The following is a 13,095-nucleotide window of genomic DNA, read 5'->3' as shown; positions in this document are numbered from 1 at the left end:
CGCGCACCGGCGGCGCAGTGAGGGCCATCGGCGTCTATCATTCCCCGGCCATGAAGGTCGCCCATGAGCACCATGGTGGAACCGGCACGCCGCTGCTCCTGCTGCACGGGTTCACCGACACGTGGCGCGCCTGGACGCCGCTGCTGGGCGCGCTGGAGGCCGCCCACGAGGTGCTCGCGCCGACGCTGCCCGGCCACCACGGCGGCGACGAGCTGCCGCCCGACCAGGAGCTGACCGTCGAGGCGACCGCCGACGCGATCGAGGAGCGCATGGACGCGGCCGGCTGGCCGACCGCCCACATCGCGGGCAACTCGTTCGGCGGTTGGCTGGCGCTGGAGCTCGCCTCCCGCGGGCGCGCGCGCAGCGTGATCGCCCTGTGCCCCGCCGGCGGCTGGGAGCACGGCAGCCGCGAGGGCATGCACATCTACCGCTACTTCATGCGCACCCACCAGTCGCTCAAGCGCGCGCCGACCGGACTGCTGCGCCAGGTGGCCGCGCGCCCGCGCCTGCGCGCCGTCGGCCTGCGCGAGATCGTGGCCCATCCGCAGCGCGTCCCGCCCCAGTCGGCGCTGGACATGATGGAGGGCGCGCGCGGCTGCGCGGTCGTCGTCGAGGGCATCGAGCTGGCCCGGCGCGAGGGCGCCTTCGGGGAGCTGACCGGGATCCAGTGCCCGGTGCGGATCGCCTACGGCGAGCGCGACTGGCTGATCCGCTGGCCGAACTTCTACGGGCGCCTGCGCCGCATGCTGCCCGACGCCGAGTACGTCGGCCTGCCCGACTGCGGACACCTGCCGATGTGGGACGACCCGGGGCTCGTCACCCGGACCATCCTCGAGGTCACGTCAGGGCACTAGCGAGCAGGGCACTGGTACCCGTGGTCGAACCCCCCACGGACATGACCGGAACCAGCCTCCAGCTCGGCCTGCTGTTCAAGCGCATCCTGATCGGGTTCTGGGCGCTCTTCTTCTCGTTCATCGCGCTGACGAACTTCGTCGACCTGCTCGACGTCCTCGGCGCCTTCAACTGGCGGTTCCTCAACTCGGAGAACTACGCCTACCTGCGCTCGGTGGTCGAGGTCTACGACGTCGGCCCGGCGCTGACCAAGCTGCTGCTGGCCGGCGCGTGGGTGATCGAGTCCGTCGCCGCCGTGCTCTTCTGGCGGGCGCTGCTGGCCTCCGGTCCCGGCCGCACGGCGCGCCCCGCGCTCGTCGCCCTGTGCTTCGGCGCGCTGGTGTGGACGGCGTTCATCGCCATGACGGAGTTCTTCACCGCGTACGGATCGGAGTCGGTCTTCCGCGAGCTGCTGACGATCACGATCGCCGCGGCCCTGGCCGTCGTGCTGATCCCCGACGACGCGGGCGCCGAGACGACCTAGTGCCCTGAGTCACTAATTCGCCCGCATCTGGCGGCGCCGGAATCGTGTCTGCCAGCGCTCGCCATCACCACCCGTACCACCAGTACGACAGGTGATGGCGATCACCGGCAGACCCGCCCCGGCATCCACCAGCTGCACACGAATTACCGACTCAGGACACTAGACCAGGCCGCCGACCTGGGCGAGATCCGCGCACACGACGCAGATCGGCCAGGGCGGGTTCCACGGCCACCCGGTGACGTCCTTGCCGCACAGCGCGGTGTCGGGCTCGTCGTTGGTGACGATGTGGCAGAGCTCCTCGCCGTAGTGCGTGGGACCGTCGAGACGGATGGAGTCGGGGACGAGGGGGCTCATGCAGCGGCGGGACCCTACCGGATCCTTGGGGGAAACAAAAAGCGGACCGTGCACCCTCCTCTGAGGTTCGGTCTCCGGGCGCTGACGTCGTTATCGGCTCCGGATCGGGAGCTCCCGCTGCGCCTGCCGGTGACCGCTTAAGGCTGCTTCCTTCCGGACCTGACCTGGTTCACGAGCCGACATCGCGCGGGACCCGGTCCATCGACACCGAAAACGGCGCGCTGACCCCGAAGGCCTCGCCCCTCGAGAGGGGATTCGGCCTCGCTAGAGCGGATTGCGAGCGACAGGGCACCGCTACCTCCCCGCCTAGCACGGTCCACGACGCATGGTACCGTCAGAGCCGCGGACCGGCTGGTCCAACCAGCGTCACTGATGGCCTCCCCGTCGAATCCACCCCGCCTGCGCTCCGAGGCCGTCCACGATCGGCTCCGCGTGATGATCCTGTCGGGTGAGCTCCAGGCCGGCGACCCGCTCCCGTCCGAGCGGGCGCTGAGCGAGAGCCACCGGGTCAACCGCCACGCCGTGCGCGAGGCGATCAAGCGCCTCCAGCAGGCCGGCCTCGTGCAGGTCTCCCAGGGCGGCGCGACCCGCGTGCGCGACTGGCGGGCCACCGGCGGGCTCGACCTGCTGGCCGACCTGACCCACACCGAGGACTTCGAGCCGCTGCTGCGCTCGGTCGGCGAGATGCGCGCCTGCATCGGCGCGGACGCGGCGCGCCTGTGCGCGCTGCGCGGCCCCGACGAGCTGCTGGCCGAGCTGCCCAAGCTCGCGGCCAAGCTCCCCGAGCCGGGCGACGTGCGCCGCTACGAGACGCGCTTCCGCGCCTACGAGGCCTTCTGGGCCCAGATCGTCGAGGGCTCGGGCAACCTGACCTACCGCCTGGCCTTCAACTCGCTGGTCGGCGCGCGCGACGACGGCGGCATCAGCCATCAGGTCTACGCGGCCGAGGTCGACGACGCCCGCGCGGCCGCGGTGCCGCTGGCCCGGGCGATCGCCACCCGCGACGGCGACACCGCCGCCGGGCTCGCGCGCGAGCTGCTCGGGCGCGCCCTGCAAGACTGACCGGGCGCCATGCCCAGCGAGATCCCGGCCAGCCTCCGACGCAGCCTGCTGGCCCCGTTGGCCGCGCGCGGGCGTGCGGACGAGATCGAGCGCCGGCTGATCGAGGCGATCGACCTGGGCGAGTTCGCCGACGGCGAGCAGCTGCCCGCCGAGTCCGAGCTGGCCACGCTGCTCGGCGTCGCCCCGATGACCCTGCGCGAGGCGCTGGCCGGCCTGCGGCGCATCGGCTTGGTCGAGACGCGCCGGGGCCGCGGCGGCGGCACGTTCGTGCGCGTGCCCGCGGGCCTGGACCGGGTGCTGCGCCGGCTGGCCGGCAGCAGCGTCGACCAGCTGCGCGATCTCGGGGTCATGCACGAGGCGGTGGCGGTGGCCGCGGCGCGCCGCGCGGCCGAGAGCGCGTCGGCGGCCGACGTGGCGCGCCTGCTGGGCCAGGTGCGCGCGCTGGCCCAGGCCGGCAGCGAGACCCAGCGGCGACTGGCCGACTCGCGCTTCCACATCGAGCTCGCCCTGGCCTCCGGCTCCCTGCGCCTGGCCAAGGCGGAGACCGAGCTGCAGACGGCGGCCCGCGCCCTGACCTGGCTGCTGCTGGGCGAAGGCGCCGCCCGCGCCGCGGCGGCCGAGCACGAGCACATCGCCACGGCGATCGGCGCCGGCGACGTCGACGGCGCCGAAGCGGCGATGCGCGCGCACCTGCGGCGCGAGACCGCCGCGCTGGTGGCCGAGCGCGTCGCGCTGCATCGGGTCGCCGCGGGGCGGACCGCGGCGATCACCCCCGGCGAGGTCCTGGCCCGCGTGGAGGCGGCGCTGCTGCCGGTCTTCGACATGCTCGAGGCCACGCGCGAGACGCTCGGTCTGGCCTGCGCCCCGCCCGACCCGGACCTCGCGGCCTGGCAGGCGCACATCGCCGGCGTGCTCGCCGACCCACCCGCGCCGCTGGACGGCGTGGGGATCGCCTGGCGCCACACCCACAGCGACTCGCCCTCGCGCTGGGCCTGGTGGCGCGGGACGGGCGACGCGATCGCCTTCCTGGCCGTCGAGCTGGATCCCGAGCACCCCGACTTCTACGACTACGAGGCGGCCGCGTGGTTCACCGGACCGCTGGCCTCCGGCGCGCCGACGATCACCGGTCCGTTCGTCGACCTCGGCGGGGCCGACGATCACATCTTCACCCTCGCCGTCCCGATCGTCGCCGAGGGCGGGGAGACGATCGGCGTGGTCGGCGCCGACATGCGCGTGTCCCAGCTGGAGGAGATCGCCACCCCGCTCCTGGCCACGCTCGATCGGCCGGCCGCGCTGGTCAACGCCGGCGACATCGTCGTCGCGGCCAACACCGCGCGCTGGCTGCCCGCGACGCGCGTCGCGCTGGCCGCCGGCGACGAGCGCGTGGGCGGCGGCCGCCTGGGCTGGAGCGTCGTCGTCGCCGCCACGCCGTAGGGCGCCCGCCCCAACGAAGCGTCGGCCCGGATTGGTCCGTCGGTCCAACGACAGACTGAACCAATTTGTTCATCGTCCGCAGCACACCGATTGCTGCGGAGGGATGCGATGCCGGAGAAGACGTGGGGGTCCGCCCCGTATTGGGGGCTCGGCTACGACTGGGACCCCGACTGGGTGCTGACCGAACGCCAGCTGGAGCTGCGCGAGCTGCTGATCGAGCTGTGCGAGCGCGAGATGCGCGCCAACGCCAAGCGCTTCGACGACGCGATCGAGTACCCGCGGCGCAACCTCGAGCTGCTGGGCGAGCACGGCTTCCTGGCGCTGTGCGTGCCCGACGAGCTGGGCGGGCTGGGCGAGGACCACGTCGGCTTCGCGATGGCCGCCGAGACGATCGCCCGGTACGGCTGCGCCTCGACGGCGATGTGCTGGGTGATGCACACCGCGGCGGTCCAGGCGATCATGCTGCGCCCGACCGACGCGCTGATCGACAAGTACATCCGCCCGCTCAACAGCGGCAAGATCGGCACGCTGTCCTACTCCGATCCCGAGACGGGGTCGCACTTCTGGTACCCGATCTCCTCGGGCGCCGAGCGCACCGAGACCGGCTTCCGCGTGCGCAAGAAGGCGTCGTGGACGACCTCGGCGGGCTTCGCCGACTTCTACGTCGTGCAGACCACCAGCCCCGAGTTCTCCGGCTACGACGACCTGTCGGTGTTCGTGATCGACGGCGACGACGCGGTGGCCCAGCCGGCGACCTGGGACGCGATGGGCCTGCGCGGCAACCAGTCGGGCCCGCTGGAGGTGCCCGAGGTCGAGATCCCGGCGGCCAACATCGTCGGCCCGGTGGGTGACGGCGCCGCCTCCAACGACGAGTCGGTCGATCCCTGGTTCCTGATCGGATCCTCCTCGGTGTGGAACGGCCTGGCCATGGGGGCGATCGACATCGCCAAGCGCCAGACCACGCGCAAGCGCCACGTCGACGTCGGCCTGCGCGTGGCGGACTACCCGACCATCCAGGACTACGTCGGCGAGGCGGTGATGGACACCAACGCGTGCCGCATCTTCAGCTTCTCCGTGGCGCAGGCGATGGACGCGGCCACCGACCACAACAGCCGGGTGCTGGCCCCCGGCGAGTTCGCCCGCGCGACGTACCTGCACTGGGCCTGGCAGATCAAGTTCGAGGCGGCCAAGAACACCGCGCACGTCGTCGACAAGATGCTCCACGCCTGCGGCGGCACGGGCTACAAGCGCGGCGACATGGAGCTGGAGCGCTACCTGCGCGACGCCAAGGCGGGCTGGGTGATGGGGCCGACGAACGAGGTGCTGCGCCAGTTCGTCGGCAAGGCGGTGCTGCTGGGGTTCGATGCGCTGGACTACTGGAACCAGACCTACAACCAGCGCGCGGTCGACAACGAGCTGCGCAAGCTCGACGCGGCCGGCAAGCGCGAGCTGGCCGAGCAGCTGCTGGCCGAGGCCGCGCAGGGCGAGGCCACGACGGCGGCATGACCGAGTGCTGGTGGGTGCGCGACGGTGGCTCGACCACCGTCGCGCTGGCCCCCGACGATCGCCTGCGCGTCACCGACCTGCTGCACAGCGGGCGCGAGGCGCACGTGACGCTGCACGGCGCCGCGCTGGGTCCCGTGCCCAGCGGCACCGAGCTGGTGGCCGAGCGCGCGACCACCGCGGTGGTCGCCGCCCCCGCCGATCCGGAGCGCGACCTGGGCGTGCTGCCGGGCGCGCTGCTGGTCGAGGTACTGCGCGCGACACCCCGACCGGGCGCGACGGAGGTCGAGCTGCCCGCGCCGCTGGCCGAGCCGCGCCTGGACTTCCGCGTCGACGCCGCCACCGCGCAGGCCTACGAGGTCCGCGCAGGCGAGTACATCCAGGTGATCGACGTGGCCGGCCGCCAGTGCTCGGACTTCCTGGCCTTCGACCTGGCCGCGCTGGAGCGCGGCGTCGAGCGCGGGCTGGACGCGACGACGACGCGCACGCTCAGCGGCGCGGCCTTCCCGACGCCGGGACTGAAGAACACGTTCTTCGACCCCGACATGCAGCCGCTGGTGTCGATCGTGCGCGACACCGTCGGGCGCCACGACGCGTTCGCGCTGGCCTGCACCGCGCGCTACTACGAGGACCTCGGCTACCCCGGCCACGTCAACTGCTCCGACAACTTCAACGACCGGCTGGCGCCCTTCGGCATCGCCGGCCGCCAGGGCTGGCCCGCCCTGAACTTCTTCTACAACACCGCGTTCGACGCCGACCACCTGCTCGTCGCCGACGAGCCCTGGTCGCGCCCCGGGGATCACGTGCTGCTGCGCGCGTCCACCGACCTGCTGTGCGCGTCGTCGGCCTGCCCGGACGACGTGGACCCCTCCAACGGCTGGGAGCTGACCGATGTCCATGTCCGCGTGTACGCCCCCGAGAACCGCTTCTCGATGGCCGTGACGCGCCGGCCCGCGCCGGGCGCCGAGCCGGTGACCACCCAGGAGTCGGCCTTCGGTGGCCGGGTCCGCGCGCTCACGGCCAGCGTCAGCGACGTCGGGGGCGTGTGGCTGGCCGATCACTTCGACGGCCTCGGCGCCGTCAGCGAGTACTGGGCCTGCCGCGAGCGGGTCGCGGTGATGGACCTGTCGCAGCTGCGCAAGTGGGAGGTGCTCGGGCCCGACGCCGAGACGCTGATGCAGCGCTGCGTCACCCGCGACGTGCGCCGGCTGGCCGTCGGCCAGGTCGTCTACACGGCGCTCTGCCAGGACAGCGGCGGCATGCTGGACGACGCCACCGTGTTCCGCATGACGCCGGACAACTTCCGGCTGGTCGGCGGGTGCCCGGGCGACGGCGACTGGCTGGAGGAGCTGGCCGAGCGCTTCGGGCTGCGCGCGTTCGTCAAGCCGGCCAGCGACGCCCTGCACAACCTCGCGATCCAGGGACCGCGCAGCCGCGAGCTGCTGGCCGATCTGGTGTGGACGCGGCCGGGGCAGCCCCAGCTGACCGACCTGCGCTGGTTCCGCTTCCTGGTCGGGCGGCTGCACGGCCGCACCGGCGTGCCGGTCGTCGTCTCGCGCACCGGCTACACCGGCGAGCTCGGCTACGAGCTGTTCTGCCATCCCGATCACGGCGAGGCGGTGTGGGACGCGGTGATGGCCGCCGGCGCGCCGCTCGGCGTCTCGCCGCTGGGCATGGAGGCGCTCGAGCTGCTCCGCGTCGAGGCCGGGCTCGTGCTGGCCGGCCACGAGTTCGACCAGGACGTCGATCCCTACGAGGCCGGGATCGGCTTCACCGTCGCGCTGGACGGCGAGGACTTCGTCGGCCGCGACGCGCTGCGCGAGCGCCAGGCCCATCCGCAGCGGGTGCTCACCGGGCTCCTGGTCGAGGGCGGCGAGTGCCCCGCGCACGGCGACGACGTGCTGATCGGCCGCCGCCGCGTCGGGGTGGTGACCAGCGCCGTGCGCAGCCCGACCTTCGGCCGCCCGATCGCGCTGGCCCGGCTGGCCGTCGGCGACAGCGCCCCGGGCACGGCGGTGGAGATCAGCTGCGACGGCGGGCGCTACCGGCGCCTGACCGCGACCACGACGACGATCCCGTTCTACGACCCGACCAAGGAGCGTCCGCGCGCATGAGGACGGCATCGGCGGGCATGGCCGCCCACACCCCCGTGCACCGCGCGACGGCGCCGCGCCGCCTGCGCACCGCGATGGGCCGGTTCGCCACCGGCGTGACGGTGATCACCACGCTGGAGGACGACGCCGTCCACGGCATGACCGCCAACGGCGTCCTGTCGGTCTCGCTGGATCCGCCGCTGGTGCTGGTCAGCCTCGGGCGCTGCCGCATGGCCGAGATGCTCCCGCGCACCGGCCGCTACGCGATCAGCGTGCTGGCCGAGGACCAGGCGCCGCTGGCCGCGCACTTCGCCGGCCAGGCGGCGCTGGAGCCGGCGCCCGGGTTCCACGAGCTGCACGGGCTCCCCGTCGTCGACGGCGCGCTGGCCCACCTCGTCTGCCGCGTCGTCGACCTGCACCCGGCGGGCGATCACTGCCTGTGGATCGGGCGGGTCGACCACATGCAGCACCGCGACGGCGACCCCCTGCTGTTCTACGCGGGCGGCTTCCACGGGCTGGGCACCGCGACGCCGTAGGTTCCAGCGGGAATGACGCTCAGCACCACCGAGGACAGCCGCCGCGCGGCGCCGCTGGTGGACGCGGCCGAGCACTCGCTGCGCGGGTGGCTCGCCCCGGGCCGCCGCCGCCCCGGCGACCGCCTTCCGCCCGAACACGAGCTGGCGGCGATGCTGGGCATCTCGCGCGGCACGCTGCGGGCCGCGCTCAAGCGCCTGGAGAGCAGCGGCGAGATCGTGCGCCGGCGGGGCAGCGGGACGTTCGTCGGCCACGTCGGCGCCGCGCCCGCGCTCAGCGCCGGGCTGGAGGTCCTGGAGAGCTACGCGTCGCTGGCCCGTCGGCAGGGCCTGCGCCTCAGCGTGGCCGATCTGCGCGTCGCGCCCGGACCGGTGGGCGCCGACGCGTCCGACGCGCTCGGCCTGGACGCCCGCGCCGAGGCGCTGGTGATCGAGCGCACGCTGCTGGCCGACGGCGAGCGCGCCGCCTGGATGCGCGACGTCGTCGCACCGTCGGTCGCCGTTCCCCGTCTGGCGCAGCTCGAGCGGCGCCTGCACGAGGGTCAGATGCTGCTCGACGTGCTCGCCGCCGAAGGCACGCCGGTGGCCTACGCGCGCACCGAGGTGCGCGCGCTGCTGATCTCGCCCGGCGAGCCGCTGGCCGCCGCGTTGGGGCTCGACGCGCCGGTGGCCGGCCTGGAGCTGACCGAGACGATGCACGGCCGCGACGGTGCCGCGCTGCAGCACTCCCACAACGTGTTCGGCCCGGGCCGCATGGCGGTCCACATCAACCGCGCCCTGCAGCACGACGAGCCGCTGCGCTCGATCCTGCCGCCGCTGGCCCGCCGGGGCTGAACGAGCGAACGGCCCCGCGGGGGTGATCCCGCGAGGCCGCCTTGCACGCTCACCCGACGCGGCCTGGGGACCGCGACGCTTTGGTCAGAGCTCCGGGTCGTCTGGCTCCAGCGCGACCGGCGCGGACACGTTGCCCGCGTGGATCTCCTTGTAGGAACGCGTCTCGTGCATCATCGATCGCACGATCACCGCGCAGAACAGGACCACCGCCAGCACCAGGAACAGCCAGGTGCCGAAGGAGTTGGGGCCGAAGGTGAAGTAGTCGGCCGCCCCCTCCCACTTGTCAATCGGGCTCGTGTTCATGTCGTACCTCCTCTCGTGCTCGTGGTGATCAGATGTCGGACTGGCGATGCATCACGACGGGCTGCGGTTCCAGCCCACCGCCCATCGACGCCGTGATGGGCGCGCCCATCGTCGAGGGGATGCCCTCCGGGTACGGCGTCGCCGGGATCTCCGTGGCGTCCAGGCCGGTGACCTCCGCCTCCGGCGGCACCCGCAGCACGCCGGCCAGCTTCAACGCCCCCGAGATCAGGTAGCCGGGGATGAAGCCGAGCGCGACGAACACGATCAGGCAGACCACCTGGCCGCCCAGCGACACGTCCGGGCCGACCACGTTGGGGTAGCCCGACGCGAACAGCCCCACGGCGATCAGCGACCAGGCGCCGCACACCATGTGGACCGGGATCGCCCCGACCGCGTCGTCGATCTTCAGCTTCTCCGTGAGCCGGCCCACGTAGGGCAGGCTGGCACCGCCGATGACCGCGACCACGAAGGCCACCGCCGGGTGGTAGACGTCGAGCCCGGCCGCAGCCGAGATGACGCCGGCCAGGCCGCCCGAGACGGTCCAGAACGGCTCGCCGCGGGAGGTCAGGTAGGCGCCCAGGACGCCGCCGGCCAGGCCCATCAGCGTGTTGAACACGAAGGCCGACATGTTCATCGGCGTTCCGTAGATGGTCAGGTAGCCGTCGCCCGTGTAGATCGCGCAACCCATCAGGAAGCCGAAGAAGCCGACGAAGATGAGCATCAGGCCCAGCATCGTCATCGGCAGGTTGTGCGGGATGATCGCCTGCGCCTTGCCCCGGACGAAACGCCCGATGCGCGGCCCGAGGTTGATCAGCACGCCGAGCGTGAAGGCGCCCGCGACGAGGTGCACGCAGCCGGCCGCGCCGACGTCGTGGAAGCCCAGCTCGGTGAGCATCCAGCCCGCCCCGTGCCAACCCCAGGCGGCGGCGATGATCCACACGACCGAACCGAGGATCGTGGCCAGGATCAGGAACGCGCTGATGCGCACGCGCTCGATCAGCGCGCCCGACATGATCGACGCCGTGGTCGCCGCGAACAGGGCGAACGCGCCCCAGAACACGCCGCTGGCCGGATCAAGCAGGTTCGGCCCCATGTTCGCGCTCCACGGCAACGCGGCCTCGGCCAGGGGATTCAGCCGGGGAACACCCGTCGGGAAGCTGTTGTAGAGAAACCAGCCGAAGAAGAAGAAGCTTGGAATCACGACCGCCAGGGTCAGCAGGTTCTTCATCGCGGCGGCCAGGACGTTCTTCACCCGCGACGCGCCTCCCTCATAGAAGAGGAAGCCGGCGTGGATGAGCATCATCAGGGCGATTGACACCCAGTAGAAGAACTCGGTGTTGACGGCGTTGACGGTGTCCAGCGCCGTCCGGACCTCTTCGTTCACGGGCGATCCTCCTCGAGGCAGAGCAATGGGCAGCGGGTCGAGAGGGCAGTATCCGAGCGGGTCACGGGGCGGGCCTACCGACCGCCGGTCCGAACCCGACTGGGCAAATTTGTCCACCCCTCGGACGGCCGGTCCAAGGTTGCGGGAGAAAACCCCTAGGAATGGACGTTTTGGTCGGCGGGCGTCACACTCCCCGGGCATGGCCGCCCTGCCGGAGACCGTGCGCACGACCTGCCCGCGCGACTGCTACGACGCCTGCGGCGTCCTGGTCATCCGTCGCGACGACGCGATCCACGCCGTCCGCGGCGATCCCGAGCACCCCGTCAGCCGCGGGCGGCTGTGCCGCAAGTGCACCACTGGCTACAACGGCGCGTTCCTGGATCCGGCGGCGCGGCTGACCCAGCCGCTCGTCCGGGCCGGCGCCAAGGGCGAGGGTCGCTGGCGCGAGGCCTCGTGGGAGGAGGCGGCCGGGATCGTGGCCGAGCGGCTGGGCGCGATCGTGGCCGAGACCGGACCCGAGACGATCCTCAACACGCACTACACCGGCACGTTCGCCCAGCTCGGCTACGGCTTCGGCCAGCGCTTCATCAACCGGCTCGGCGCGACCGAGGTCGATCCCGACTCCGTCTGCAACCTGGCCGGCCACATCGCGCTGGACTACGTGTACGGCGCGTCCGAGGTGGGCTTCGATCCGCGCACGCTGCGCGACGCCGCCTGCCTGCTGGTGTGGGGCGCCAACCCGTCGGCCTCGGCGCCGCACATGGACGAGCACTGGGTCTCCAGCGGACCGGGCGACGTGATCGTCGTGGACCCGATCGCCACGCCGACCGCGCGGCGCGCCGACCTGCACCTGCAGCCGTTCCCCGGCGCCGACGCGGCACTGGCCTTCGCGCTCGGCCACGTGATCGTCCGCGACGGCCTGGCCGACCGCGCGTTCCTGGCCGAGCACGCGATCGGGTTCGACGCGCTCGAGCCGACGCTGGAGCCATGCACGCCCGAATGGGGCGAGCGCACCACCGGCGTCCCGGCGGCGCTGATCGAGGAGGCCGCGCGCCGCTACGCGCCCGGCCCCTCGCTGCTGTGGATCGGGCAGGGCATGCAGCGCCAGCCGATGGGCGGCAACGCCACGCGCGCCGTGGGCCTGCTGCCGGCGCTGAGCGCCAACCTGGGCCGGGCGGGCGCGGGCTTCCTCTACCTCAACGGCTCGGCCCGGCGGGGCGTCGACGGCGATTGGGTCACCGCGGCCCACCTGGCTCGGCGCCCGCGCCCGGTGATCAGCCAGATGGATCTGGCCGAGCGGCTGGAGGACAACGAGACGGCGCGCGCGCTGATCGCCTGGAACATCAACATCGCCGCCTCCAACCCGCAGCAGGCGCGCCTGCACGCGGCGCTGCGCCGCGAGGACCTGTTCACGCTGGCCATCGACATCTTCCCCACCGACACGACCGACCTGGCCGATGTCGTGCTGCCCGCCGCGACGTTCCTGGAGTGCGACGACCTCGTCTTCCCCTACTTCGACCTGACCGTGTCGGCCCAGGTGCGCGCGGGCGACCCGCCGGGCCAGGCGCTGCCCAACAGCGAGATCTTCCGCCGCCTGGCCGCGGCGATGGGCTACACCGAGCCCGAGCTGTACGCGTCGGACGCCGAGGTGATCGCCGAGATCCTGCGCCAGACCGGCACCGGCGTGGACTTCGCCACGCTCGCCGCGGCGGGCACCGTCCCGTTCACCCCGGAGCCGATCGTGCAGTTCCCCGACCTCGCGTTCCCGACGCCGAGCGGGCAGATCGAGCTGGCCAGCGACCGGGCCGTGGCCGACGGCCTGCCCCGCCTGCCGTTCGCGCACGCCGACCCGCGCCCGGCCGACGGCATGCTCCGCCTGCTCAGCCCGGCGTCGCCCTGGCTGCTCAACGACATGTTCGCCGTCGATGCGGGCGTGAGCCGGCGCATGGGTCCGGCGCTGGTCGGCCTGCATCCCGACGACGCCGCCCGGCTGGGGATCGCCGACGGGCAGCGAGTGGCGCTGACCAACGCGGTCGGCCGCCTGGAGCTGCAGGCCGCCTTCTCCGACGCGGTGCCGCTCGGCGTCGCGCTCTCGACCAAGGGTCGCTGGCCCAAGCACGACGGCGCCAACGTCAACGTGCTCAACCCCGGTGACAAGTCCGACATGGGCGACGCCACCGCGGTGCACGGCGTCGAGGTCCACGTCTCGCCCCTCTAGTG

General features: G+C 72.9%; 12 protein-coding genes and 1 other RNA gene. 9 read left to right on the top strand and 4 right to left on the bottom strand.

All coding sequences use genetic code 11. The features are described from left to right. Positions 1-50 precede the first annotated feature (50 nt). On the top strand, positions 51-854 hold the full coding sequence (locus ACZ5UI_RS25010) for an alpha/beta fold hydrolase (protein ID WP_464192268.1): 804 nt from the start codon (positions 51-53) through the stop codon (positions 852-854). A gap of 41 nt (positions 855-895) precedes the next feature. Then, positions 896-1,375, top strand: coding sequence for a hypothetical protein (locus ACZ5UI_RS25005; protein ID WP_464192266.1), 480 nt, complete (start codon positions 896-898; stop codon positions 1,373-1,375). A 159-nt stretch (positions 1,376-1,534) separates the two neighbouring features. On the opposite strand, the gene ACZ5UI_RS25000 is transcribed toward ACZ5UI_RS25005, so the two are convergent. Together ACZ5UI_RS25000 and ffs are read right to left on the bottom strand one after the other, a co-directional pair. Continuing rightward, positions 1,535-1,729 (bottom strand): hypothetical protein, encoded by a 195-nt coding sequence (locus ACZ5UI_RS25000; RefSeq protein WP_464192263.1) that lies wholly within the window; start codon positions 1,727-1,729, stop codon positions 1,535-1,537. Positions 1,730-1,775: 46 nt separating this feature from the next. After that, positions 1,776-2,044: signal recognition particle sRNA large type (gene ffs, locus ACZ5UI_RS24995), an RNA gene on the bottom strand. A gap of 57 nt (positions 2,045-2,101) precedes the next feature. On the opposite strand from ffs, the gene ACZ5UI_RS24990 reads away from it, so the two are divergent. From ACZ5UI_RS24990 to ACZ5UI_RS24965, 6 genes are all read left to right on the top strand, one after another. Next, positions 2,102-2,791, top strand: a complete 690-nt coding sequence (locus ACZ5UI_RS24990) for a FadR/GntR family transcriptional regulator (RefSeq protein ID WP_464192261.1) — start codon at positions 2,102-2,104, stop codon at positions 2,789-2,791. A 9-nt stretch (positions 2,792-2,800) separates the two neighbouring features. Next, on the top strand, positions 2,801-4,225 hold the full coding sequence (locus tag ACZ5UI_RS24985; protein WP_464192259.1) for an FCD domain-containing protein: 1,425 nt from the start codon (positions 2,801-2,803) through the stop codon (positions 4,223-4,225). A gap of 108 nt (positions 4,226-4,333) precedes the next feature. Beyond that, positions 4,334-5,731: an acyl-CoA dehydrogenase family protein gene (locus ACZ5UI_RS24980; RefSeq protein WP_464192257.1), complete on the top strand. Its 1,398-nt coding sequence runs from the start codon at positions 4,334-4,336 to the stop codon at positions 5,729-5,731. Continuing rightward, positions 5,728-7,842 (top strand): DUF1989 domain-containing protein, encoded by a 2,115-nt coding sequence (locus ACZ5UI_RS24975; RefSeq protein ID WP_464192255.1) that lies wholly within the window; start codon positions 5,728-5,730, stop codon positions 7,840-7,842. Before ACZ5UI_RS24980 ends, ACZ5UI_RS24975 begins: the two co-directional genes overlap by 4 nt. Next, positions 7,839-8,357 carry a flavin reductase family protein gene (locus ACZ5UI_RS24970; RefSeq protein ID WP_464192253.1) on the top strand — a complete coding sequence of 173 codons (519 nt, stop codon included), beginning with the start codon at positions 7,839-7,841 and terminating at the stop codon, positions 8,355-8,357. The genes ACZ5UI_RS24975 and ACZ5UI_RS24970 overlap by 4 nt, the downstream gene beginning before the upstream one ends. Positions 8,358-8,369: 12 nt before the next feature. Beyond that, positions 8,370-9,188, top strand: coding sequence for a GntR family transcriptional regulator (locus tag ACZ5UI_RS24965; RefSeq protein WP_464192251.1), 819 nt, complete (start codon positions 8,370-8,372; stop codon positions 9,186-9,188). Positions 9,189-9,272: 84 nt separating this feature from the next. Here ACZ5UI_RS24965 and ACZ5UI_RS24960 read toward each other — a convergent pair whose 3' ends face one another. Next, positions 9,273-9,491 carry a hypothetical protein gene (locus ACZ5UI_RS24960; RefSeq protein WP_464192249.1) on the bottom strand — a complete coding sequence of 73 codons (219 nt, stop codon included), beginning with the start codon at positions 9,489-9,491 and terminating at the stop codon, positions 9,273-9,275. 28 nt (positions 9,492-9,519) lie between these two features. After that, positions 9,520-10,875, bottom strand: coding sequence for an ammonium transporter (locus tag ACZ5UI_RS24955; protein WP_464192247.1), 1,356 nt, complete (start codon positions 10,873-10,875; stop codon positions 9,520-9,522). A gap of 199 nt (positions 10,876-11,074) precedes the next feature. On the opposite strand from ACZ5UI_RS24955, the gene ACZ5UI_RS24950 reads away from it, so the two are divergent. Continuing rightward, positions 11,075-13,093 (top strand): molybdopterin-containing oxidoreductase family protein, encoded by a 2,019-nt coding sequence (locus ACZ5UI_RS24950; protein ID WP_464192245.1) that lies wholly within the window; start codon positions 11,075-11,077, stop codon positions 13,091-13,093. Positions 13,094-13,095: the final 2 nt, after the last annotated feature.

The organism is Conexibacter sp. JCM 18997 (assembly GCF_055391915.1).
The sequence above is the reverse complement of the archived record's forward strand: the minus strand, read 5'-3'. Positions and strand labels throughout refer to the sequence as shown.